The organism is Winogradskyella sp., assembly GCF_013042245.1.
Lineage (GTDB): Bacteria > Bacteroidota > Bacteroidia > Flavobacteriales > Flavobacteriaceae > Winogradskyella.
On sequence record NZ_JABDQL010000139.1, the window covers coordinates 1 to 25,117 of the forward strand.

At 33.5% G+C, this 25,117-nt stretch carries 26 protein-coding genes and 2 pseudogenes; 11 read left to right on the forward strand and 17 right to left on the reverse strand.

Annotation, left to right across the window (positions count from 1 at the left end; translation table 11 throughout):
• The first annotated feature begins 119 nt into the window (after positions 1–119).
• Positions 120–341 carry an ankyrin repeat domain-containing protein gene (locus HKP48_RS10840; RefSeq protein ID WP_296345767.1) on the forward strand — a complete coding sequence of 74 codons (222 nt, stop codon included), beginning with the start codon at positions 120–122 and terminating at the stop codon, positions 339–341.
• A gap of 58 nt (positions 342–399) precedes the next feature.
• Here HKP48_RS10840 and HKP48_RS12305 read toward each other — a convergent pair.
• The 7 genes and pseudogenes from HKP48_RS12305 to HKP48_RS10870 form a co-directional block, all read right to left on the reverse strand.
• Positions 400–600, reverse strand: a pseudogene (locus HKP48_RS12305) (M48 family metalloprotease); the annotation flags it as partial.
• Between the two features lie 123 nt (positions 601–723).
• The gene (locus HKP48_RS12310) at positions 724–1,128 is read right to left on the reverse strand and encodes a M48 family metalloprotease (protein ID WP_363928615.1); all 405 of its coding nucleotides are present in this window, start codon (positions 1,126–1,128) and stop codon (positions 724–726) included.
• 103 nt (positions 1,129–1,231) lie between these two features.
• Positions 1,232–2,365, reverse strand: a complete 1,134-nt coding sequence (locus HKP48_RS10850) for a gliding motility-associated C-terminal domain-containing protein (protein WP_296345715.1) — start codon at positions 2,363–2,365, stop codon at positions 1,232–1,234.
• A 3-nt stretch (positions 2,366–2,368) separates the two neighbouring features.
• A complete protein-coding gene (locus tag HKP48_RS10855) occupies positions 2,369–3,106 on the reverse strand; it encodes a hypothetical protein (protein WP_296345717.1) in 738 nt (245 codons plus the stop codon).
• Positions 3,107–3,185: 79 nt separating this feature from the next.
• Complete coding sequence (locus HKP48_RS10860) at positions 3,186–3,821, reverse strand: hypothetical protein (protein ID WP_296345720.1); 636 nt, start codon at positions 3,819–3,821, stop codon at positions 3,186–3,188.
• Between the two features lie 56 nt (positions 3,822–3,877).
• Positions 3,878–4,570 (reverse strand): hypothetical protein, encoded by a 693-nt coding sequence (locus HKP48_RS10865; protein WP_296345722.1) that lies wholly within the window; start codon positions 4,568–4,570, stop codon positions 3,878–3,880.
• Positions 4,571–4,604: 34 nt separating this feature from the next.
• Complete coding sequence (locus HKP48_RS10870; protein WP_296345724.1) at positions 4,605–5,486, reverse strand: hypothetical protein; 882 nt, start codon at positions 5,484–5,486, stop codon at positions 4,605–4,607.
• A gap of 622 nt (positions 5,487–6,108) precedes the next feature.
• Here HKP48_RS10870 and HKP48_RS10875 point away from each other — a divergent pair.
• Positions 6,109–6,375 (forward strand): GNAT family N-acetyltransferase, encoded by a 267-nt coding sequence (locus HKP48_RS10875; protein WP_296345726.1) that lies wholly within the window; start codon positions 6,109–6,111, stop codon positions 6,373–6,375.
• A 93-nt stretch (positions 6,376–6,468) separates the two neighbouring features.
• Here the strand turns inward: HKP48_RS10875 and pepE are convergent, their stop codons facing one another.
• Positions 6,469–7,176, reverse strand: a complete 708-nt coding sequence (gene pepE / locus HKP48_RS10880) for a dipeptidase PepE (RefSeq protein WP_296345728.1) — start codon at positions 7,174–7,176, stop codon at positions 6,469–6,471.
• A 360-nt stretch (positions 7,177–7,536) separates the two neighbouring features.
• Between pepE and HKP48_RS10885 the strand changes: the two genes are divergently transcribed.
• From HKP48_RS10885 to HKP48_RS10915, 7 genes are all read left to right on the forward strand, one after another.
• A complete protein-coding gene (locus tag HKP48_RS10885) occupies positions 7,537–8,352 on the forward strand; it encodes a hypothetical protein (protein ID WP_296345730.1) in 816 nt (271 codons plus the stop codon).
• A 92-nt stretch (positions 8,353–8,444) separates the two neighbouring features.
• Entirely contained in the window at positions 8,445–9,227 is a 783-nt protein-coding gene (locus tag HKP48_RS10890; protein WP_296345732.1) for a carboxypeptidase-like regulatory domain-containing protein, read from the forward strand.
• A complete protein-coding gene (locus HKP48_RS10895; RefSeq protein WP_296345735.1) occupies positions 9,224–10,000 on the forward strand; it encodes a hypothetical protein in 777 nt (258 codons plus the stop codon). Before HKP48_RS10890 ends, HKP48_RS10895 begins: the two co-directional genes overlap by 4 nt.
• Complete coding sequence (locus HKP48_RS10900) at positions 9,984–10,781, forward strand: carboxypeptidase-like regulatory domain-containing protein (protein WP_296345737.1); 798 nt, start codon at positions 9,984–9,986, stop codon at positions 10,779–10,781. Before HKP48_RS10895 ends, HKP48_RS10900 begins: the two co-directional genes overlap by 17 nt.
• A gap of 41 nt (positions 10,782–10,822) precedes the next feature.
• Positions 10,823–11,332 carry a DUF6702 family protein gene (locus tag HKP48_RS10905; RefSeq protein ID WP_296345739.1) on the forward strand — a complete coding sequence of 170 codons (510 nt, stop codon included), beginning with the start codon at positions 10,823–10,825 and terminating at the stop codon, positions 11,330–11,332.
• Between the two features lie 64 nt (positions 11,333–11,396).
• Positions 11,397–13,697 carry a M1 family metallopeptidase gene (locus HKP48_RS10910; protein ID WP_296345742.1) on the forward strand — a complete coding sequence of 767 codons (2,301 nt, stop codon included), beginning with the start codon at positions 11,397–11,399 and terminating at the stop codon, positions 13,695–13,697.
• Positions 13,698–13,778: 81 nt separating this feature from the next.
• The gene (locus HKP48_RS10915; protein WP_296345744.1) at positions 13,779–14,069 is read left to right on the forward strand and encodes a twin-arginine translocase TatA/TatE family subunit; all 291 of its coding nucleotides are present in this window, start codon (positions 13,779–13,781) and stop codon (positions 14,067–14,069) included.
• A 372-nt stretch (positions 14,070–14,441) separates the two neighbouring features.
• Here HKP48_RS10915 and HKP48_RS10920 read toward each other — a convergent pair whose 3' ends face one another.
• From HKP48_RS10920 to HKP48_RS10960, 9 genes are all read right to left on the reverse strand, one after another.
• A complete protein-coding gene (locus HKP48_RS10920) occupies positions 14,442–15,083 on the reverse strand; it encodes an O-methyltransferase (protein WP_296345746.1) in 642 nt (213 codons plus the stop codon).
• A complete protein-coding gene (locus HKP48_RS10925) occupies positions 15,083–16,168 on the reverse strand; it encodes an amidohydrolase family protein (RefSeq protein WP_296345748.1) in 1,086 nt (361 codons plus the stop codon). Before HKP48_RS10925 ends, HKP48_RS10920 begins: the two co-directional genes overlap by 1 nt.
• Complete coding sequence (locus tag HKP48_RS10930; protein WP_296345752.1) at positions 16,161–16,697, reverse strand: 3-hydroxyanthranilate 3,4-dioxygenase; 537 nt, start codon at positions 16,695–16,697, stop codon at positions 16,161–16,163. The genes HKP48_RS10925 and HKP48_RS10930 overlap by 8 nt, the downstream gene beginning before the upstream one ends.
• Before the next feature lie 86 nt (positions 16,698–16,783).
• Positions 16,784–17,566 (reverse strand): SDR family oxidoreductase, encoded by a 783-nt coding sequence (locus HKP48_RS10935; RefSeq protein ID WP_296345755.1) that lies wholly within the window; start codon positions 17,564–17,566, stop codon positions 16,784–16,786.
• Positions 17,567–17,647: 81 nt separating this feature from the next.
• On the reverse strand, positions 17,648–19,087 hold the full coding sequence (locus HKP48_RS10940; RefSeq protein WP_296345757.1) for an aldehyde dehydrogenase: 1,440 nt from the start codon (positions 19,085–19,087) through the stop codon (positions 17,648–17,650).
• Positions 19,087–19,491, reverse strand: coding sequence for a RidA family protein (locus tag HKP48_RS10945; RefSeq protein WP_087492848.1), 405 nt, complete (start codon positions 19,489–19,491; stop codon positions 19,087–19,089). The genes HKP48_RS10940 and HKP48_RS10945 overlap by 1 nt, the downstream gene beginning before the upstream one ends.
• Before the next feature lie 6 nt (positions 19,492–19,497).
• The gene (locus HKP48_RS10950; RefSeq protein WP_296345761.1) at positions 19,498–20,898 is read right to left on the reverse strand and encodes an NAD(P)/FAD-dependent oxidoreductase; all 1,401 of its coding nucleotides are present in this window, start codon (positions 20,896–20,898) and stop codon (positions 19,498–19,500) included.
• On the reverse strand, positions 20,895–22,160 hold the full coding sequence (gene kynU, locus HKP48_RS10955; protein ID WP_296345769.1) for a kynureninase: 1,266 nt from the start codon (positions 22,158–22,160) through the stop codon (positions 20,895–20,897). Before kynU ends, HKP48_RS10950 begins: the two co-directional genes overlap by 4 nt.
• Before the next feature lie 171 nt (positions 22,161–22,331).
• The gene (locus HKP48_RS10960) at positions 22,332–23,009 is read right to left on the reverse strand and encodes a hypothetical protein (protein ID WP_296345764.1); all 678 of its coding nucleotides are present in this window, start codon (positions 23,007–23,009) and stop codon (positions 22,332–22,334) included.
• Between the two features lie 42 nt (positions 23,010–23,051).
• Here HKP48_RS10960 and HKP48_RS10965 point away from each other — a divergent pair, with 42 nt between their 5' ends.
• Both HKP48_RS10965 and HKP48_RS10970 read left to right on the forward strand, forming a co-directional pair.
• Entirely contained in the window at positions 23,052–23,852 is an 801-nt protein-coding gene (locus tag HKP48_RS10965) for a class I SAM-dependent methyltransferase (protein ID WP_296345766.1), read from the forward strand.
• 78 nt (positions 23,853–23,930) lie between these two features.
• Positions 23,931–24,120: pseudogene (locus tag HKP48_RS10970) on the forward strand (IS110 family transposase); the annotation flags it as partial.
• Between the last annotated feature and the right edge of the window lie 997 nt (positions 24,121–25,117).

The window sequence follows — 25,117 nt, forward strand, 5'->3', positions numbered from 1 at the left end:
TACTTGAGCGGATTAAGAATAATAATCAACGCCTAAAGGAGTTTGCATTATATGCCATTACAGGGCAATCCGCTTGGGAATTATGGAGAACAAGTACTAATTCAGTCATATATTAGAATATAGCCTTATTAAATAATGGTTTGGATGTTAATGAAAAATCTAATGGAATGATGCCTATTCATTATGCAGCAAGATATAATAGAGTAGAGGTTATTAAGGTATTAATCACAGCTGGTTCTAAAATCCATGCTACTTGCGATAAAGGTTTAACTGCAGTAAGCCATGCAGAAAAAACAAACGCTGCAGAAGCTGCACAGTTTCTTAAGCGTTTTAAGAAATAAAGTATCTAAATAAGATAATTTTATTTGAGTTAGTTAGTTAGTTAAAAAAGCATCCGTTTTAGGATGCTTTTTTGTGTTTAGAAATAGTTTCTCTTATTTTTTTAATTCTGTTTTCAGGGTCTGGATGTGTGCTTTGAAATTTAGCTTGTCTATTTGGTCCTGCAGCATTTTTTAAGATTTGCATAACACCAATCATTTCTTTAGGATTAAAGCTAGCTTTAATCCTAAAGAAAACACCAAGCTCGTCATTTTCTAACTCATCATTTCTACCATTAGCTTATAATTTGCCTTGTCCGTATTGTTGGGCTACAGCTCCCATGTCTACGGCGACAGCACCCATAACTAAAGTTTGCCAAAACTTAGAATCTGTAATACGTTCGTTTTAATGTTTTTCTAGAACATGACCGATTTCGTGCCCTAGTACACCTGCAAGTAGATCTTTGTTTTCGAGTTTAGAAAACAGTGCATAGGTTATATAGCATTGCCCAATAGGAAGTGCACATACGTTGATAGTTCTATCATCAGCTAGTAAATGAAAATCGTATTTATAAGGTGTGTTTTTTGCAATACTATTATTAACGAGTTTTTGACCAACTTGGTCTATAAGCGCTTGATATCTCTTGTCTAGATGTAAGCTACCGTGCTGTTGTGCCATGACAGGAGCACTTTGTAAGCTAATAGCAATTTCTTGTTCTGGTGATAATGATATAGCTTGTGTTCTTCCAGTGTAAGGGTTTGTTTCTTGTTGACTGCAACGTCTTAAAAAGGAAAATACGACAACAGCCAAACCTATTAATAATCAGACTTTAAAATTTACTCTTCTCATCTTGAAATGATTTAGTATTCCAAAATACGAAAAGGTGATGAAGTTTTTATTTGATTTTTTTTACTTAGTAATTTAAGTAAAGCCAACCAGTTGTAGTTTTGTTAGAAGGTTTAAGTTCTAAAGTGTAGAAATAAGTACCTGCAGGGAGCTTTTGATTTCGTCTTACAACTCTTCCAGCATTAGAAGTTCCATCCCAATCATTTTGATAGTTGGATGCGTCATAAACAATATTTCCCCAGCGATTATATATTTTGAGTTCATTCTCGAAGTTCTCTATACCTTTTATCACAAATGTTTCGTTAGTGCCATCTCCATTAGGTGAGAATAGGTTATATATTTCCAACTCATCTTCGGTAACTAATGAGCCAAAGGTGAGGATTTCATAATCTAAAGGATTAAATAAGAAAGAATCGATAGTGCCTTCGGTAAGAGTACCTGTAACATTAGAGTTACCTAAATCTTTCCATTCCTGATCAGCGATATGCCATCCAACAACGCGAAGACTCAATAAATCTGGGACCAGAATATCTATATCACTATCACTATCCCAAGTGAGTGTTACAAAGGAATTATCTGGGCCATCAAAATCCCAAAATTCTAGGATGCTTACTTCATCTATAATAGATTCTATACTATTTGTATTAAAACTAGTAGTAAATATTGAAGGAAAATTTGGGTCTTCATTAAAATAAGCTGCTTTAATAATAGTGTTAGGTATGTTGTTTGTTGTTATTAAGGGACGCAGCTTATCATCATCACCTATAGGAAAACTAAACTCTATATTACCATTAAAACTAGCATAACCATCAGTGTTTTTTATATTTTCTTCTATGACATAAAAGGCATTCTCTAAGTAGTCTAGAGATATGTTAGGGGTGTTTCTTGGTGTAATAATATCTCCATTTATATAAGCAAGGCTATTGGCAACTTCGGTATTGATATCTAGAAATAAATGATTTACAACATCAACTTCTACATCAAAAAAACGGGGTATTTCTGTTCCTGAAATTGACAACGGGTTATTTGTGTTGTAAAATCCTGCTAAACCCAGATTTTGATTAAAAGTACCGTTATTTATTAAATCAATGTGGAATCCTATTTCACCATTTTGGTGAATTTGAATATTACCAGAGTTTTGTAAAGCTTGTTGTGAAAAACAAACATTAGATATTAATAATATGAAAATATAGTTTTTCATACATTATCTGTACGCTGTAAATAAAACAACTAAATCTTCATTTTGAACATCATCAGGTCTAACTCTCACTACTAAATTAGTGCTAGTTGTACTTGCCGAGACTGTACCATTAATGTAAGTTGCTGTTAGGTTAAAACCAGATGACGTAAAACCTCCAAATGAAGCTCTAATAATCCCTAGACTATCTCCATTTTGATTTCCAAATCTTACACCAATACAATTTGTACGACTTGCGTATCGTGATATATCATTAATGGAGTTACCGTGTCCGCCAACATAAATGACTTGTTGGGTTGTAGTCCCATCATTATTGGCTCTTGCAAAACCATTCATGGTACCAAAAGAATTATAAATACCTCTAGCGTTATTACCAATACTAGCACCTGCATCAGCGCCTGTATCTTCTGTGCCAATGTCTAAAGATTCTACATTAGCGTGAGCAACAAAAGTTACTTGACTAGGCTGAAAGGGAATACCAGTAACTGAAACTGGACCGCTTCCGCTTATTATAAAAAACCCAGTATATACGTTAGTCGAATTAGCTATCCAATTTGTACCGTCATAAGTTTTAGTTACTGAGGTTGTACCACTAGTATCATACCATGTATCTCCTTCAACAGGGTTTGTTGGAGCTGTATTTGATGTTGTTACACTATTATTATTTATAGTCTCTATGGTTCCCTTATTATCAATAACCCTAATTTCTTGAGATAAAGAACTAAAAATCGAAAAAATAATCATAATTGAGCTAAATAAAATGCTCCTTGGAATTGTATTATATATTTTTTGATTAATTCTTTTCAAGTTTATAAAAATTGAATTAGATTTTGGTTATACCAATGTTGCTAAAATTAGAATTTAAAGTGCTACCAGCATTCAATACATAACGTATTTTTACAATATCGTTTGCATTAAGTTGGTACATCAGTGTACCAGTTGTTCCCCAATAATCTCTAGCAGGCAATGATGCAAATCCTCTAGATAAATAACCTACCCTTATTCCATTAACAAAAACACCTAGTATATATTTTGTATCGCCCGCTGGCATGTTAGTGGCGGATAATTCACCACTAATAAGATAATTACCTGTCTCTATAATAGTAATTTCTGACGTCCCAGTAACGCTATATAACCCCGGATTGTTAGTAACTAGATTTGCTGCGGTCAATGGCAAGTCAAAAAAAGTATTAGTAGCATTTGGTAGGCTACCTCCGTTTCTGTTGAGTATTATTGTTTTGCTCAAGTTTCCGGGTATAGGCTCCCAATCACTACTGCTTTCAACCCAGATTTTAACAATAATTGGTGTTGTATTTGTATCGTACCAAACATCACCTTCTATTGGATTTGTTGGCGCCGTTGCATCTACGGTAACTTGATTATTCCGTATTGTTTGTATAGTTCCCTTGTTGTCAATAACCCTAATTTCTTGAGCATTGGCTGTATAAAAAACAGCCAATGTCAAGATTAGAATTATATAATTAGTTTTGTTAAACAAGGGATTAAGTATTTGTATTATTTAACAAATTGAACTTCTATAACATCACCAGCTAAAACAGCCCAATCGTTAGGTGCTAAACCAGTTGGATCTAATGTAACAGTAGAGCCGGATACGGTATAATCTACATTTGCTACTAATTTAGCACCGTTTCGGTACACATATACTTGTTCAAATGCTGGTAACACAGGAGCTCCTGTTAATGCATAAGCCGTTTGCCCAGCAGTTGCAGTAAATGCTTCTTGACCACTTTGAATTAAATCTGTTGCAGCAAGTTTTCTAAGTTCTCCAGTAGCTTCATCACGTACTATTAAGGTCCATCCTGTTGCTGTTGTAGTTCCTGGTTGTGCATTGTCTCCGTCTATTGCATTTACAGATGCAGCACCAGTTTCTAATGATAATCCGTCTAATGCAAAAATATTTCCGTCAGCAGTTATGTAAGTGTCATCAGTTAATGTACCACCTAATTGCCATGTAGAAACATATCCACCATCTGGAGTAGCATCAGTTAAAAGTGTAAGACCATTTTTGACTTGAAGAAATTTCTTAGTTCCTTTATTGTCAATCACTCTAATTGTTCCGTCCAGAACACTTGATTGACTTACGTCTTCTCCCTTACCAACATTGCCAGTAGTTTGTTGTGCATTACCCAGGCTAAAGGTTAATATAGCTACTAATGCTAATCCTAATTTTAAAAAATTTGTTTTCATGTTTACTTGTTTTAATTATTAATTTCTGATTTATTTAATTTAATTGTACGATTCGTATTTCATCACCTGCAAAGCATGCAGCTTCAGGTTCGACTTCTATGGTTGTTGTGTTTACTATGGTAAAAGCAATCCTAACACCATTTCTATAAACATCTATTTTATTAATATCAATGGCGTTAAGCGGAGATGCAAATTGAGACTGGCCCTCGGTAGCAATAATAACAACTTGTTGTTGTTGCACTAAATTTGTTGCGGATACTTTTTTTAATTCTCCGGTAGTATCATCTACTACAACAATACTATTTGTACCATCTAAAGTTGTGTCTTCTAGACCTTGTAATGCAAGTGTATTTGTGCTGTCTGTTGTTATAATAGTGGGACTTATTAAAGCGCCACCAAGCTGTATGGTATTCGCCGAGATTGTTAGTCCATTATCAGCAGTTAAAGATTGGTTTAAAAGTATCCAGTTAGTACCATCATAAGTGTATAAATCGCCATTGGTATCATCGACATAGATATCTCCAGCAATAGGATTGTTTATGGATGCATCTGGAGGTCCATTTCCGCGACGAGGATTAATATTTATAGGAAGCCATTCAGTACCGTTCCATATACTAGCTATGTTGTTGCTGGGATTAAACCAATAATCACCAATTTCATTATTTGTAGGAGCAGTGCTAGTAACGTTTATTAATGGCTCATCACAAAGGTTTTTCCAATTAACGCCATCAAAAGCAAAAATACACTCTAGGTCTATGTTATAGACTAAAGCACCTGGTAAAGGGATAAGCGCATTTATTTGTGTATTTGTAAGTCTTGTAAGAACAAAAACTTTGTTGTTACTTTCTAATTCTAAGACAGAATTTGGGTCAATGAGAGATGGGTTGTCACCAATTTTGACTTGTGAGAAAGACAATACAGGTATAAGAACCAATAAAATTAAAACGACCGATATTTTAAATTTATTTGACAATTTAACTATTGGGGATATATAGTGTTTTGGCAAAAGTAAAAAAATTATAAACAAAAATATAATTACCTCTGGTTATTAATAGAATTAATATTCTAGAACCTTAATAAAACTGATTAACTGAAATTAACACCGATTAAACGTAATAAGTGTTTAGAATTTGAATTTTAATTTTTTTTTGCAAAAATAAATATCAAATTTATAATTGAATATTAGGTCCTAGGTTCAATTAGCAAATGCAATCAACATGTTGATTTTAGAGAATTATCAGAAGCGACAATTAAAAAAATACTACCAGATTAAAATACTTATGGAATTTTTATTTAAAATTATTGATAAAACCCGTTGTGCATTTTGAGCTTTTAAGTGCAAAAAAAAATCGTCAATTCGAGTTTCTTTCAAAGGAAAAAGTATCGAGAATAAGATTTTTTGACATTGAAATTCTTGTTTTCGATACAATTTTTCCAGTTTTTGACTGGAAAAACCACTCTAACTGACAAATTTCAATCAAAATGCATAACGGGTTGATAAAACTAAAATACATCAAGTTATACCTCTTGTTTACAAATTGAACGTAGGGCGTGTAACTGAGATTCTTTTAAAAGAAAGATTTCTAGAGGTGATAGAGCAAAATTACAAATGTGCTGTAGTCTTTGATAAAGATAAACTTATTGGTGTTACAGGGCTTTGGTTTTGTACAAGACATTATGTTGGTAAATCTGTAGAATTAGACCATGTATACATATCAGAGGAATATAGAGGTATGGGATTAGGTAAGCAATTTATGGATTGGATTAATAGGTATTGTCAGTCTAAAGGTTGTAATTCTTTATAACTTAATACGTATGTAAATAATTATCCTTCACACAAATTTTACTGTAATGAAGGTATGGAAATATGGGGCTATCATTTTTTTAAGCACTTATAGTTATTTTAAGAATGTTAAATCTGTGTTAGTTGTTATCTCATATGGAGCTTTATCATAGCTAAAGACCCTAGCATCTAACTTTCCCCTTAAGGTTATCGATTTATTTTTTATTTCAATCCAACTCCCTTCTCTTAAACCAATCACAGGTTGAGTGTTAAACTGGTGAAACTCTTTTATTCGTGTCTCGCGAGTTTCTCCCATATGCGTACTTCCATTTATAGGGTCTAAATAATGTGGATTAATATTAAAAGGTACAATACCTAAAGTCTTAAAACTTGGGGGATATACAATAGGCATATCATTAGTTGTGTTTATTGTTAGGCCACAAATATTACTACCAGCACTTGTTCCCAAATATGGCGTGCCATTTTCAATAGCCTCTTTTAGAGGTTTAATTATCTTGTTTTTATAGAGTTGGTTTACCAAAACAAAGGTATTGCCACCACCAGTAAATATGCCTTTTGTTTTTGTAATAGCCTCGACCGGATTTTTATATTCATGCAACCCAATAATCTTAATATTTATTTTAGCAAAAGCTTTTTTAGCTATGGCTGTATATTCATCATGCGAAATTCCTCCAGGTCTAGCATAAGGTATAAAAATAATTTCGGACACGCCTTTAAAGTGGGTTTCTAATATTGGGGTTAAGTATTCCAGATATCCACTGCCGTGTATTGTAGAGGTGCTTGCAATTATAGCTGATTTCAAATTGTATCTTTTTATTTATACTTTATTTAACGTAAAAATATAGTATTAAGAGGTGAATATGTTTCATTTTTGTATAGATGCTAACTATCATAAGCTAAAATACACCTGATTTTCTGTATTTTCGAGCGTGGTCACAGAGCGTGGTCACAGAGCGTAGTCGAAGTGTAATCGAAGTGTAGTCGAGAAACCGTAAGGTTCAGCGTAGCTAAATATAAGCACTTGATTTTAATACATTTAGATTTTAGTTTATGCTGGGCACAGTCGAAGTCCTCAATGCTAGAGATTAAATTAAAATCAATTTATGACATATTACGGACATTCAATTTTCATTTTTAAAATAAATTAAAAAAAAAATTCAATATGAAAAAATTACTACTTACATCACTTCTATTAATTTCAGTTTTTGCTTCTGCTCAAATAAACCGTGTAGAGATTGACGGTAGAATTGTAGTTGAAGGTGATGACCTTAAAGACATTGCCGTTTTTAATAAAACTTCACTACAAGGAACCACTACTGATGCTTATGGTAAGTTTACGATAGCCGTAAGGGTTTATGATACAATCCAGGTAAGGGCGTTACAGTATCAAAATTTTGACGTGGTTATTAGTCGAAAAATTATTGAGAGCAAAAGATTAAATATTTTTTTAATTCAACAAATTAATAAATTAGATGAAATTGTCCTTAGTGCAAGTAAATTAACGGGGGAGATTGAAACGGATTTAAAGTCTGTAAAGACATTTACTCCAAAAATGGATGCTATTTATTTTGGGATAAAGCGAGAAATTGAGCTTACTGAAAGCCGTCCTGACTTAATAAGAGATGATATAAATTTAACCAATGCTACATCGTTAAACAAACCTTTGGTTAATGGTCTTAATTTAGTCAATGTCGTTGATCAATTATTGTTACCGTTATTTCGCTCCGAAGTTAAAGACAAAAAGAAAGCGGGTATACCAGAAGTACCTGTAGAGGATATTAAATACTATTTTGGTTCAGAATTTTTATCAGATAATTTTGGTATTCCAAAGCATCGTGTCGAGGAATTCATTAGATATGTGGAACGTGAAGATTTCGATTTTACCTTACTCAATTACGGAAGAGAGTTAGAGTTTTTAGAGCTACTCAATCAAAAAAGTATTAGTTTTTTAAATCAAAAAAAGAAATCAAACGATTAGTTGTATTAGTCATTTAACAAAATTTTACCACCCACTTATTATCTTTTTAAGATTTCAACAACGACTTTTATAACATAGATTAATACCCAACCATGAGAGTCATTTCTGTATTTATAGCTATTTTTTTGAGTGTATTTTTGCATTCGCAGGAGATAGTGCGTGTAGAGATAAATGGTCGTATTAATATTGAAACTAATGAAAAAGAAGGTATAACAGTTTATAACCAAAGTTCCAAAAATGGTGTAACAACAGATGAAAATGGCATCTTTAGGATTGAAGTGGCAGAAAATGACGTTTTAGAATTTGGAGCTTTGCAATTCAAAGATTTTACTATAGTTATTGATGAGCGAATTATAAAATCGCGTCAGGTATCCGTACGTTTGGTTGAAGATATTAATAAGCTAGACGAAGTCATTGTTTTACCTTACGATTTATCAGGTAATTTATCTGTAGATACAGAAGCAGTAAGAACCTATAATGTAGAAATGTCTCAAGTTTTTAAAGGTGAAGAAGATTTTGATGACTACAAATTTTCGGCAGATAATAAAACTAAGATTGATGATCCTCTGTTAGATGAAAATAGATTTAGAAACGGTCTTAATATGGTAAACATCTTTAGACTATTTGTAAAGCCAAAAGATAAACCTAAGACAAAAGCAGAAGAACTTCAAGAACTTATAAGTCCTATTGAAGAGCGTTACAATACTAAATTTCTAAAAGAAAATTTTAAAATCCCAACAGATTTAGCAGAAGCCTTTATCGATTTTGTTGAAGACAAAGGCTATGAGAAAGAGCTACTAAACAGAAAAAATGAAATTTATCTTATTCAGTTTCTTCAAAAACAAAGTCAGTTATTTCTACTTGCACAACAGTGAGAATTATAAAGCTTATATTTTTTGGTATCTGTTTAACTTCTAGCCTTGTTGCTTCTGCACAGCTTATAGAGTTAAAAGGAAAAGTTATAGGTGTAGGACGTGATGAGGGTTTACATATCTTAAATAAAACAGCCTTAAAGTACAATATAACAGATGAAAATGGGTATTTTGAAATTCCTGCAAAAGTGAATGATACCGTAGTTTTTTCCGGGCTTACTTATAAATTAAAAGAAGTTGTTATTACCAAAACAATGATCTCAAAAAATAAAATGGAAGTCTATCTTACCGAAAATATTACTCAATTAGACCAAGTTACTGTGGGTAAAATTTTAACTGGAGATATAGATTCAGATTTAAGAAATCTTGATATTGAAACCCCCATAAACTTTTACGATTTAGGCATTCTAGGATATACAGGTAAACCAAAAACATTAAGCGAACGTAAGCTTATTTCAGCAACATCTGGTGGTGGAATTCCGTTAGTTGGTCTTATTAATGCAATTACAGGAAAAACAAAAGAACTCAAAGAAAGAATAGCATTAGATAAAGACATCAATTGTGTAGAAAAGCTAAAAGTATCCTATAAAGATTTAATTTTTGAGGATGAAAACTTGCCTGAAGAATTACAAAATAGATTCTTTAATTATATCATAGATAGCGAAAATCTGCAAAAGGCATGCTATTCGTCTAATGTGTTGTCGTCAATAACGTTTCTAAAAGAAGAGCTTAAATTATTTAAAACTCAGTTAACTTTAGATGCTAAAGAAGATTAAGATACTTGTTTTTCTATTAGGTCTTCTGTCAGCAAATGGTAATGCACAATTAGAGAATCTTAAAGGCGTAGTTATTGCGTCTGGAGATGTTGAAGGTATTCATATACTTAACAAATCTTCAGTAAAATATACAGTTACAGACACAGATGGTAGTTTTCAGATTTTAGCAAAGGCAATGGATACTTTAGTTTTTTCAGGTCTAAGATACGAGTTAAAAGAGGTGTTTGTGACTTTAAAATCTTTGGAAGAAGATAATCTTCGAGTTAATTTAGAAGAAAAAGTGACAGAACTGGATGAAGTCAACGTTGGAAGAGTACTCACAGGAAATATTGCTTCGGACGTTGGGAATATAGAGTTAAAAGAGAAAATTAATTTTTATGATTTAGGTATTCCGGGCTATACAGGAAAACCAAAAACAATTCAAGAGCGAAAACTTTACGATGCCAACCATGGTAAAATGGCGGCATTTTATATTATCGCGGGCACAGTCAATATAAATAAACTTTTAAATAAAATAAGTGGTCGTACAAAAAAGCTAAAAGCGATTGTAGATTTGTCTGAAAGCGATAAGTGCATGAAGCGTATGAAAGACTTTTATTCTAAAACTTTATTTGACAAGCAAGAATTGAGTGATGCGCAACAAACAGAATATTTCTACTTTTGTATGGACGATTCTAATTTCAAGGAAATTTGCGAACGTAACGACCCAACAGAAGTTATTCCGTTCTTAGATAAAAAATTATTAGCTTACAAAAAGAATTTAAATTCAAAAGAGGATTAGTTGGCATATAATTTGTCATATAAGCCATACAAATACAATACATGAAGCATTTTAAAAAAATAATTTTTCTCTCTGTAATATTTATATTATTTAGTTCATATTCTCATAAACATGAGTATTACGTAAGTGTTACAAAAGTAGAATACGTAAAGAATCAAAAGTCACTTCAAATTATAAGTCAAATATTTATTGATGACTTCGAAAAATTAATTAGTGAACGTTATGATCAAACCATAACGCTAGCCATAAACGAGGAGTCAGAAATGGTAGATGTTTACATAGAAAAGTATTTAAAGTTTAAGCTAAATATAAAAGTAAATACTACTGACGTCGACTTTAATTTTATTGGAAAAGAGTATAAAGATGACATAGTATATTGTTATCTAGAGATTGAAAATATTGACTTTATAAAAACATTAGAAATTAAAAACGAAGTTTTATTTGATATCTATCCAAAGCAACAAAACATTCTACGTACTAAAGTAAATGGAAAAGATAAGAGCTTTATTCTTATTCCTCAGAATAACAAAGCAGTGTTAAACTTTGACTAAAAAGATTTAAAACATCAGCATTTTTTCTACTTTAGGCATCATTTTTTAAACACCAAAATCAATTATGAAAATTTTTAAACACGTCTTATTAGCGCTTTTATTTGTTTCTGTAGGTGCATTTGCACAAGATACAGAAGAGCAAGAGAAACCTCTAGGGCACACTAACCAAAACAAATTCAAGCAGTTGTATGATGAATTTGCAACGCCAAATATGTTCCGCACGGGTTCTGGAGCACCAGGTCCAGGATATTATCAGCAGCAGGCAGATTATAAAATGGACATCGAAATAGATGATGAAAAAGCCAGATTATATGGTAATGAAACTATTACTTATACAAATAATTCGCCAGATGAGCTTACATACCTGTGGGTACAGTTAGACCAAAACATGCGTGCAAGAGACTCAAAAACACCATTGATTAATAGCAGTGGTTTTGGTCCTGCAACAACACCTTCAAGAGTTGCAACTACGTATTTAAAAGAGCGTTTTGATGGTGGTTTTAACATTCAAGCTGTTACAGATGTAAAAGGTAAAGAATTACCGCATATGATTAACAGAACAATGATGCGTGTAGAATTGCCTAATGCATTAAAGACAGGAGGTCAGTTTTCTTTTAAAATTAAGTGGTGGTATAATATTAACGACCATGTCAAAGATGGTGGCCGTTCTGGTTACGAGTATTTTAAAGAAAACGATAACAGAATTTATGTTATGGCTCAGTTTTATCCACGAATGGCTGTATACAACGATGTAGAAGGATGGCAAAATTCTCAGTTTTGGGGACGCGATGAGTTTGCATTACCATTTGGAAATTTTGACGTAAATATTACAGTACCAGCAGATCATATTTTAGATGGTACAGGTTATTTAACAAATAGAGAAGAGGTATTCTCTAAAGAAATGATGAAGCGTTTTAAGAAGGCACAAAAATCTTACGAAGAACCTGTTTTAATAGTAAATCAAGAAGAAGCCGAAAAAACAGAAAAAACTAAAAGTAAAGAGAAGAAAACGTGGAAGTTGTCAGCTCAAATGGTTCGTGATTTTGGTTTTGCAACATCGCGTAAGTTTATTTGGGATATGATGGCAGTTAAGCTAGACACTAAAGATGTCATGGCAGTATCACTATATTCTAAAGAAGGAAATCCGCTTTGGGGAGATTGGTCAACAAAAGTAGTTGCAAGTACATTAAAGAGTTACTCTCGCATGACATTTGACTACCCTTATCACAAAGCTATCTCTGCTCATGCACCTATGGGAATGGAATATCCAATGATTTGCTACAATTTTGGACGTCCAAATAAAGACGGTACATACTCAGACCGTGTTAAGTTTGGTATGATGGGTGTAATTATTCATGAAGTCGGTCATAACTGGTTTCCTATGATAATTAATAGTGATGAACGTCAATGGACATGGATGGATGAAGGTCTTAACACTTTTACACAATATGTAGCAGAGCAGGACTTCGGAGAATGGTATCCAGCAGCTCTATCGCCAGGACAAACTAAGTATCCTTCACGTAGAGGACCAGCTAAAAATATTGTGAGATATATGGGCGGAAATCAAGATTACATTGCACCAATAATGACCAAAGGTCTTAATACCTATCAGTTTGGTAGTAATGCCTATTCTAAGCCTGCAACAGGATTAAATATATTGAGAGAAACCATAATGGGACGTGGTTTATTTGATTATGCATTTAAGGAATATGCTAACCGATGGAAATTTAAGCATCCAACACCAGAAGACTTTTTCCGTACAATGGAGGATGCTTCAGCAGTAGATTTAGATTGGTTTTGGAGAGGTTGGTTTTATACAACAGATTATACTGACATAGGAATTAAGGAAGTAAAGAAATATGCCATAACAACGACACCAAATGAAGAAGGGCAAAAATTGGCAGAACGTTATAATAGAGACCCTAATAGTCTCGTCTATTTTATCGAAGAAGGAAAAGAAGGTTATGAAGCTGCAGCTGCAGCTAATAAAACAGATGCAATTTCAGATTTACCAACAGTAAAGGAGTTTATTATGGACAATTTTACTTCTGAGCAACAAAAAGAAATGAAGTCGCCAAAGTATTTTTATCAAGTAACTTATAATAAACCAGGTGGTTTGGTAATGCCTTTAATTGTAGAGTATACTTATGCAGATGGAACTAAGAAAAAAGAAACTTTCCCAGCGCAAATATGGAGACTTAATGATAAAGAAGCAACAAGCACTATTGCTAGTGATAAAGAAATTGTAGCAATTACAGTTGATCCAGATTTAGAAACAGCTGATGTTGATACTTCAAATAACTCATGGCCAAAAGAGGTTAAGGACAGTGAGTTTGATAAGTTTAAAAACACAATTAAAGACTAATTAATCAGTTTTTTTGAAAATATAGGCCGACTTTAACGAGTCGGCTTTTTTTATTACATAAACTCACTCTATATTTGTATCATGTTTAATCAATCTACATTATTATTTATCGGTGGAACCGAAATCATTTTCATACTCTTTATTGTAGTGATGGTTTTTGGTGCAGATAAAATCCCTGAAATTGCTCGTGGATTAGGTAAAGGGATGCGTACACTCAAAGATGCTACTAATGACATTAAGCACGAAGTAACTAAAAGCGCTAAAGAAAATGGTATCATCGATACTGAAGTTACACGGGATATTAAGGAAGAATTAAATAAAGTTCGTGATGAGGTCGAAGATTTTACAGGTTCAGTAAAACGTAAGCTTTAATCTAAAAAAAGGCGTAGAATTCCCCAAGTGTTATTTTTTAACTGTATATCCTTAAAGTGTAATAATCAGAATGTAGCTGTCATTTCGAGCGTGGTCACAGAGCGTGGTCGAAGTGTAGTCGAGAAATCTAAGTTTTTGATTTGCAAGACATTTCGACTTTAGTTTATGCTGAGTACTTCGACTCTGCTCAGTATAAACTAAAGTCGAAGTACTCAATGTGACAGAATGTGTTTGAAATCTAAATTATTACTGATTACGGACATACAAATTTTTTAAAAATTGAATTTTACTCCAACACATTAGGTGTGTCTTTAAAAAAACCTGTGTTTAGACGTTTTTTTGTTTTTATACCTTTAGTTACTGTATAAAAAGCTAAATTTTTCGGCTTATAGTCAAACCATCTCTAATTGGTAAAATAACAGTTTCAATACGCTGGTCATTTTTAAGTAATGTGTTATAGTCTAAAACAGCTTTTGTAGACGTGTCTTTAGACTTAGGTGTTTCAACTACTTTTCCATGCCAAAGTACATTATCCGAAAGTATTATTCCGCCAGAATTTAATTTATCTATGATGAGGTGAAAGTAATTGCTATAATTGGGTTTGTCCGCATCTATAAATACCAAATCAAAAGTTTGTACAATTTTAGGAATGATTTCTAACGCATTCCCAACATGCTGGATAATCTGTTTGCCGTAACCAGATTTATTAAAATATTTACGCTGAAAATCTTCTAATTCCTCATTAATATCAATCGTGTGAATTGTACCTTCTTTAGCTAAGCCTTCGGCTAAACAAAGTGTCGAGTAACCGGTAAAAGTCCCAAGCTCTAAAATACTTTTAGGAGATTTTAGTTTAGAAATCATACTCAATACGCGTCCCTGATAAGGACCGCTAAGCATAATCGGTTGCAAAATCTTTTGATAAGTTTCTCGGGTAAGCTGTTGTAATAATTTAGGTTCAGTTTCGGAGTGAGAAACAATGTACTCGTCTAATTTTTCAGGTAAAAAATGCATTAACCCAGTATTCGTTTTACCAACTTGTCTTTTGCTTGTTGGTTATCGCCACAAAGCCATTGAATAACATTGTCTTCCCAAATAGCATCACGTTCATTTTTAGTAATGATATTGCGTTCTATAGCTAAATCTAATATTTTACCGGGATAAGAACTTTGCTTCTCACTTTCCATTTCACCTAAAGGATATGGGTCATCTAAGCCCATTAATACTTGTTTTGAAGTTTGATTTCTTATCAGTAATTCTAATCCACCTGTATCGTGTACTAATGTATCAAAAAAGATATTAGGATGTGCAACAGCTTTTCTTGGGTGACTTTTTCCTTCAAATAAATCTGGTCTACCATCAAAACCTTGAATACGTCTTCCTAAATTTATTTGCGCTAATTGTCCACCGTGAGCAAAACAAGTTCGCATATTTGGATATTTATCTTGATAGCCATTTAAAGTCAAAAAGTGGTAAGCATCTGCACATTGTGCCAACATCCAAATTAAATGAAAACGCCAAGATGTGTTTTCTAATTTTATAAATTTTTCGCCATCATAAGGATGAATTTCAACAGCTAAATTATATTTGTTAGCAAGCTCAAAAATAGGCTCATTTTCTTCATCAAAAATGCAACGCCATGTACCAATAGTATCCATGTAATGTGTTGGTAAGCATAACAATTGCATACCTAATTCTTCAACACAACGTTCAATTTCCCAACATGCCCCACGAACGAATCCTGGATGAACCACAAAGCCACAAGTAAATTTACTTGGGTTCTCTTGCTGGACTTTTGCATTAAAATCATTCTGAAATCTTAGCGCTTGTTTCATCTCTTCAACACGTAAGCCATTACCGTAAAGTTGCGAAAGATTTAAAACAACTGCATGGTCGATATTAAAACGCTCCATCCAAGCTAGCTTTTCATTTAAAAAAAAGCTAGAGTCTGTTATAGGTCGGTTCCAATCTTTTTGAAGCATAAATTTTCGGTCCTTATCCACCCAAAAAATACCTTTGTCTTTCATAAACTGAGGGATTTCTTCAGGATAGGGAAGCAGATGAGAATGGCCGTTTATTCGAAGTTTTCTTTTAGTCATCGAGCTTAACTTTCTTAGGTGGTTCCATCAAAGCTTTACAATTAGGACACTTTCTTTTGGCTTCATCACCATAATATTTGTCAAATATTTTTGGCATATCTGTTTCAATATTATCTAAAGTAAAATCTTCTTCATAGAGTTTTGTTGTGCAGTTTTCACAAAACCAAAGTAGCGCGTCTTTTACGCCTTCTTCCCGAGGATATTCAATGACTAATCCAACAGTGTTTGCTCCACGCTGAGGAGAATGTGGTACTTTTGGCGGTAGTAAAAAGATATCACCTTCTTTAATATGGATGTCTTTTGGTGTGCCTTTATCAATGACTTTTAGGACGATATCACCTTCTACCTGATAAAAAAATTCTGGAGTTTCATTGTAATGATAATCTTTTCGACTATTTGGTCCACCTACAACCATAACAATAAAATCGCCATCTTTCCAAACTACTTTATTGCCAACAGGTGGTTTTAATAAGTGACGATTTTCCTCAATCCAATCTTTAAAATTTATAGGTGGAAATAATTTACTCATGATAAAATCTTATTTTTTGTCATTCTGAATCTTATTCAGAATTTTATAATATTACTTTAGTTTCAGTTAATTTTATATTTATAAAGTTACAAACTTTTTGTACGTCCACCATCAACCGGAAGGTTAGTTCCGTTAATATAAGCTGCTCGTGCACTAGCTAAAAAGGTAATAGCATCTGCGGTTTCTTCTGGCTGGGCAAAGCGTTTTGCTGGGACTGCATTTTTCATGGCGTTGGCAGCTTCATCTTCTGTTGTATTTTGTTTTTCAGCTTTATTCTTTATGATACTCGATAAACGCTCCGTAGCTGTTGCGCCAGGAAGCACATTATTAACCGTAATACCAAATTGCCCAAGTTCATTTGCCATAGTTTTACTCCAGTTTGCTACTGCACCACGAATGGTGTTGCTTACGCCAAGTCCATCCAAAGGCTGTTTTACAGATGTTGAAATAACATTGATGATACGGCCATAATTTTCGCTTTTCATAAATGGTGCTAATGCTTGAACTAAGAGGTGATTACATTTTAGGTGTTGTGTAAAGGCAGATTCAAATTCTGAAATTTTAGCATTAAAAATTGGTCCACCTGCTGGTCCGCCAGTATTATTAACTAAAATATGAAAGCCTTTGTTTGAAGCTAAATATTTTTTAATTTTAGTTTCTAATTCGTTTGGGTTTGAAAAATCTGCAACGATATAATTGTGGTTTCTATGTGATGGTAATTCTGATAGTACAACTTTAAGTTTGTCTTCATTTCTAGCAATGAGTGTTACTGTTACACCTTCTTGGGCTAATGCCATAGCTGTTGCTTTACCAATTCCGGCAGTGCTTCCACAAACTAAGGCGTATTTGTTGTTAAGTTCTAAATTCATTTATTTGAGATAAAAGATTCAAGAAACAAGAAGCAAGACAATCTTAGTCTTTGTTCTTGTTTCTATTATCTTGATTATTTTTCAATATTTTATACATACATTCTTAGCCTCTGTAAAAAAACGTAGTGCTTCAAAACCACCTTCGCGACCAACGCCTGAAGCTTTTACACCACCAAACGGTGTACGTAAATCTCGCATCATCCATGTATTTACCCAAACAATACCTGCTTGTAAATCATTACTCATTCGCATAGTGCGTTTTAAGTTATTTGTCCATAGTGTTGCAGACAAACCGTATTTAACATTGTTTGCTAATTCTAAGGCTTCTTCTTCAGTTTCAAAAGGCATGGTTGTAACGACTGGACCAAAAATCTCTTCTTGGTTAAGTTTGCAACTATTCGATTTAACTTCGATGATTGTGGGTTGTAAATAATATCCTTTTTCATAGCCTTTTAGAGTGACTTCATTTCCGCCACAAAGAATTTTTCCGGCTTCACTTTCAGCATTAGTAATATAAGATTTTACCTTTTCAAAGTGCGATTTTGAAACCAAGGCACCAATGTTAGTATCATCTTCGGATGGATGACCAACTTTAAGCGCTTTTACTTTTGCAACAAAATCGATTTTAAATTTATCATATATTGAAGCTTCCACAAAAATGCGACTTCCGCAAAGACAAATCTGACCTTGATTTGCAAATGAAGAACGAACAGTTGTCTCTAACATATCGTCATAATCGCAATCTGCAAAAATGATATTTGGATTTTTACCACCTAATTCAAGAGATAGTTTTTTGAACATTGGAGCAGCAACTTTTGCAATATGTGTGCCGGTCGCTGTACCGCCAGTAAATGAAATGGCCTTAATATCTGGATGTTCTACAATGGCTTGTCCTGTCGAACCTCCAAGTCCGTGAACTATGTTTAATACGCCTTTTGTTAAACCAGCTTCATTACAGATTTCACCCAAAAGATAGGCAGTCATTGGTGTGACTTCACTTGGTTTGGCTACGACGCAGTTACCTGCTGCAATTGCTGGTGCGATTTTCCATGTAAACAAATAGAGTGGAAGGTTCCATGGACTGATGCAACCAACAACACCTATCGGTTGACGTAAAGTATAATTGATGGCGTTTTGCCCAACACTTTCGTGACTTTCGCTAGCAAATTGGGTAATGGCATTTCCAAAGAATCTAAAATTACTAGCTGCTCTTGGTATGTCAACAGCTTTGGCTAAGCTAATTGGTTTGCCATTGTCTTTACTTTCTGCTTCTGCAAAACGTTGCAAGTTAGCTTCTAATAATTCTGAAATTTTAATGAGTATACGGCTTCTTTCTTCTAGAGTGGTTTTTGACCAAATAGGAAAAGCTGATTTAGCTGCTATATAGGCATTTTCTACATCATCTTTAGTGGAATTAGGTATTTGCCCATAAACTTCTCCATTTGAAGGATTGTAATTATCAATCCATTCATTAGAAATTGGATTGTGAAAATTGCCGTTGATGTAGTTTAGGATATTCATTATGCTTTCTTATAAGCCATAACCTTAATCTCAATAACCAAATCTGGGTGTGGTAGTTGGTGCACAGCAACTGTTGTGCGCGTTGGTCCGGTTTCTTTTTCAAAGAATTCTGCATAGGCTTTGTTATAGTCAGCAAAGTCATTCATGTTTACTAAAAATGAAGTGACATCTACAACATCTTTTAAACTAGCACCTTCTTTAGCTAGGTTACTTTCAATATTCTTTAAAACTTCTTGCGTTTGTGTATAAGCGTTTAATCGTTTTGTTCCCATCTCATCAATAATATCTACACCTGCAATGGTGTTATCTGGTCTTCGAGAACTTGTTCCTGAAACAAAAATAAAATCGCCTACACGCTTTGTGTGTGGATATGCGCCTCTTGGTGTTACAATATCTTTACTCATATGTTTTTAATGTAATCCAGCGATTTTGTCATCTTCTAAAATCGCCTCTGTTTCTGTTTTTACTTTATCTAAAATATCTTTGATGTCATCATCTGTGGTGATTACACCGTCAGAGAGCATATTTAGTATAGCCTTGTCTTGTGCTCTTCCTCTAAGCATGGCTTCTCTGTAGCCAATGTCCTCATTAAAGGTAACCAAACTATATTTTGATGAATAGTCTTCGGGGAATTCTTTCTCCAAAGCCATTTCTATTTTTCGTTTTTCTTGAAATATGGCTTGACCGACATGGTCTTTCATTTCGTGAAAATTATCAATTGCTAAATCGGCAATAGCATCAGTGTCTTTTTTTCTGGTTTTTCCGTATTCACTAAAAATAGTTTCCCAATCACCTTCATGTTTGTCTAAAATAGCATCAAATTCTACAACATCTTCAAAAGAGGCATTCATGCCTTGTCCGTAAAAAGGTACTATAGCGTGTGCGGAATCTCCCATTAATAGCGTATTGCCTTTATAATGCCATGGCGAACATTTTACGGTGCCTAACGGTGCCGTTGGGTTGTTAAAGAAATCTTCTACTAGGTTAGGCATTAATGCTAAGGCATCCGGGAATTCTTTTTGAAAAAATTCTGTGACGATTACTGGTGTAGTTAAATTATTAAAATTGTATTCGCCTTCTGCATAACTCAAAAATAGTGTTACTGTAAAACTGCCATCTAAATTTGGCAATGCAATAACCATAAAGTCACCACGAGGCCAAATATGAAGCGCACTTTTATAGGTTTTATAATCGCCATTTTCGGTTGGGAGAATAGTGAGCTCTTTATAACCGTGCGTTAAATACTCTTGAGAAAAACTAAACAGAAATTTACGCTCTAAATAGTAGCTTCTGCGTAAAGCAGAACCTGCACCATCAGTAGCTATGATACAATCTGCATCCTCGACAAACTTATCTTTTGTATGATAATCTTCAAAGTGAGCCGTTGTGTTTTCGAAATCTACTGAAAGGCACTTTTTATTAAAATGAATTTTTACATTTTCATGCCTTTCGGACTCATCTAATAGCATAGCATTTAGTCCTTCTCGCGAAATAGAATTTATATATTCATGGTCTCTTCCGCTGTAGTTAGACAAAAACGTGTTGCCTTCACGGTCATGTAACATGCGCCCATTCATAGGAATACATAGTTCTCTTACCTTTTCTTCTAGCCCAACGAGTTTCATACCTTTATTACCACGGTCAGAAAATGCTAAATTAATAGAGCGACCTGCATATATGTCTGTTTTTCGTAAATCTGGGCGCATCTCGTATACGTTAACATTGTAGCCGCGTTGTCCCATACGTAAGGCTAGTAAGCTTCCGCATAAACCTGCACCGATTATTAATATGTTTTGTTGTTTTTCTTTCATAAAACGTTTTTCAATCTTTCTACAAATTCATAAATATCTATAAATGAATTGTAAAGTGGTACTGGTGCACATCGTATTACATCTGGTTCTCTCCAATCTGTAATAATGCCAGTATCAGTTAGTTTTTTGTGTAATGATTTGTCAGCATTTTTAACCTGGATTGATAATTGGCAGCCACGTTCTTCAGGATTTGAAGGTGTAATAATTTTAATATCAGAATTATTTAATTGGTTTATTAAAAATTCAAAATAGCCTGTTAGTGATTTAGATTTTAAACACAATTTATCAAAACCAGCATCTTTAAAGACATCTAAAGAAGCTCTAATAGCTGCCATTGATAAAATTGGAGGATTGCTTAATTGCCAACCTTCGGCTCCAGGAAGTTGGTCAAATTCATCACGCATTCTAAAACGCGTTTCTTTATTATGACTCCACCAACCTGTAAATCTGTTTAGGTCTTTTCTTCTGGCATGACGTTCGTGTACAAATGCACCAGATAAACTACCTGGTCCAGAATTTAAATATTTATAGGTACACCAAACGGCAAAATCTGCACCTGAATTATGAAGATTTAGTTGCACATTTCCTGCGCCATGTGCACAATCGAAGCCTACAATACAACCGTGCTTATGACCAAGTTCTGCAATACGTTTTAAGTCGAAAAACTGACCCGTGTAATAGTTAACACCACCAATCATGATGAGCGCTATTTCATCGCCTTGTTTTTCTAATATAGTTTCTAAATCTTCGTAATTGGCGAGTTCTTCGTCTTCACGAGATTCCCAAAGAATTAAACCTTCATTATCATCATAGCCATGATGCCTAAGTTGTGATTCTACAGCATATTTATCTGAAGGAAAAGCATCTGCTTCAATTAATATTTTATAGCGTTTTGCTGTTGGTTGGTAAAAACTAACCATCATAAGATGAAGGTTAGCCGTGAGTGAATTCATCACTACGACTTCAAGAGGTTTAGCACCTACAATTTCAGCCATAGTTTCAGTTAAAAATTCATGGTAATGCAACCATGGATTTTTACCTTCAGTATGTCCTTCTACACCCAAATTTGCCCAATCTTCAAGCTCTTCGTTAATGTAATCTTTTGTTATTTTTGGTTGAAGACCTAAAGAATTACCAGTCATATAAATCAAATCTTTTCCATGTTCGTCTTTTGGAATATGAAATTGATTCCGGAAATGTGCTAGTTGGTCGTTTTTGTCTTGCGCTTTTGCAAAATCCTTACCGGTTTTATAATAAGACAATGTATGATTGATTTTGGTGTTTAACAAAAATACGGATTTGCAAGCCATAAAAAAAGCGCCTTGAAAACAAAGCGCTAGTAAATATATATAGGCGCCCGAAGGCGGAAAATGTAAGCTATACGTATTTGGTCGAAAAACCAACGTGAAACTTACATTGTGAGGTAAGTAAATTTATTCGGTTTTTATTTTAATATTTGTAAGATTTAGGTTCCACTTACCTTCATCTTTTTTATGGTCTGTTGCTATTTTAATACCGTTGTAATCTTTATAATTTTCAAAGGTATTGGACAAAGAGGCTTCTGCTGAGTTACCTTTTCTATAAGACCATTCTTTAATCATATAATTTTGGTCATAATAAATATCGTAAGCATCACCTGGTGTATAGCCACCTTCACTTGGATATAAAATTGTAATCATGTCCATTTGGGTCTTACTGATAGGAGCTTCTACTTTCTTAGCTTCTGATATTGTAGCCGTTTTATCCCATACTAACTGAAAGGGTACAAATGCCCAATATTTATCGTTAATAAATGCCCGGTCTACATTTTTTGGTACACTGTCTAGATTTTTTCGACTATATCTTACATTCTGCACACCGGCTCGCATGTAAACGCTATCTTGTTTTGGTAACCACGTCCAAGAACGCCCATTACCTTTTATAGTATCTCTATCCACAGCAAATGTAAATTGTACTTCAGTGACATTTTTCCAGTTTTCAAAACCGTGAGCATTGGCAATTTTTTCGACAATACTCAATTCTTTTTCAACTTCGGTTTGAGTTTTAGTCTTATCAGATTTACAACTTGCTGTTAAAGCAAAAATTAGAAGAATGGTATATAACGGTTTCATATTAAAAAAGATAAATTAATTTAGACTCAAAATTACGCAACCATGAACGAGAATACTAATTATTTTGAAATCAATAAAGCGACGTGGAATAAAAAGGTGGCTATACATGCGAAAAGTGAAATGTATAAAATGGAAGCGTTTAAAGCTGGTGAAACATCTTTAATGCCTTATGAATTGAAAGCTTTGGGCAATGTAAAAGGAAAATCTTTATTGCATTTGCAGTGCCATTTTGGGCAAGACACCTTAAGTTGGAGCAGACTAGGAGCGAAGTGTACAGGTATTGATTTGAGTGACGAAGCCATTAAACTTGCTCAAAAATTGAATAAAGAATTACATCTTGATGCTAAATTTGTTTGTTGCAATGTGCTTGATACTTCAAAGCATGTTTCTGAAAAATTTGATATCGTCTTTACAAGTTATGGAACAATTGGTTGGTTGCCAGATTTAAAACCTTGGGCGAAAATGATTACCGAACGTTTAAAACCAGAAGGAATATTTTATATTGTGGAATTTCACCCGATTTTATGGATGTTTGATTACAATGAAGAGAAGCCCGAAATGAAATACCATTATAACCAAGACGAGGTGATTTACGACGAGTATGAAGGTACTTACGCCGACCAATCGTCAAAAATAGTGAGTAAAGAATACGGTTGGAATCATGGACTTGGTGAAGTTGTTAACGCCTTAATAGAAGCTGGATTACAAATTGAATATCTTAATGAGCATGATGAAAGCCCGTACGATGTGTTCCCTAATTTAATAAAAACTGATGACGGACTTTATAGGATGGAAGACCAGCTATTCCCCATGATATTTGAGATTAAGGCAACGAAGATGTAATTATAACTCAAATATATCGTTAATTTTTCCAACTTTAAATCTCTATTCTTTGTGTCCAGTCTAATGTAATAATTCCAGTTGTTTTTGTGCGCTTTTTCGGCCTGTAAATACAAAAAGGCATGTAGGTAAATATATGAGCGCATTCTGGCCAAAGGAAAAGTAAAAAAGTAGCATTGATTGCGGTAGCCAATAAGCTCTTAAACAGGCTTTTGCTATTGCAAAAAGTGGATTGCCTTATGATGAAAACTTTGTTTCTAAATTAGCTTAAAATTGCTTGTTTTTTAACTCAGTTCTTTGTTATTACATAGGGGATAATAGCTAAAAAAATATTCCAAACTAGAAATAAGTAAAAGAAAGATTTATTCAGTTTTATTCTTATCATTAGTAGAATAAAGTTCATTATCAATACTGAAAACAGCATGGATAAGCTTTCAAATTTGTGAATTATAAGTGTTTTAGTGTTTTCATTATAGTTTGTTCCAATATGAAGAATTGTTATGATGCCAAGAGTGTATGCTAATAAATCAGTAAACTGAAAGCTATTGCCTAATATTAAAACAGCAGCTTTGCAATTGTGTAAGTTCAGTACTTCTAAAAAGGAAGTGAGCTATAAGAATTCAACTATAAATGATATTATTAATACAAATTGTAGTTAGCCAAACCTTTGTGTTTGCTATAGATTTTATCGCTGTATAAATCATCATTACTGCCAGATAATCACCAAAAGTATGACGAACAAATCCTGTTTTTAAGAACAATGCAATACACGTTTCCACAGTAAAAAGTAGTATCGCTAAAATGAAGTATGTTTTGTTGAATTGTAGTCTCAAGTGTTTATGTTTCATAATAAAAATTTGTGACCAGGAAATGTTATAATCATATAGAAATAAAGAATCGCGATAGGAATATTGATTAGCATAACAGTAATTGTCTTTTAAGCTTCTAACCGATTAATTTTATTCAGAATTGCTGCACCAACAATTACGCTTAGTAAAACAATATTTACAATTATTGCAGCTACGATAAATATAAAAGCGAGATATATGCTTACAACATCTTCGCCATAATAAAGGTAGAATGCTAAGAATATAGTACCTATAACAAAACTTGCTAATGCTACAATTTTGCCAGTTGTATTAACAGGGCAAAATCATACTTTTAAATTTAATATTTTGAGCAAATAGTCTTCATTCCACCCAGCTTCAAGCCTTTTGCTTTTCATAGATAGTTTTTTAGAATGTTCATTCTTCAATAGGTTTAAAGCA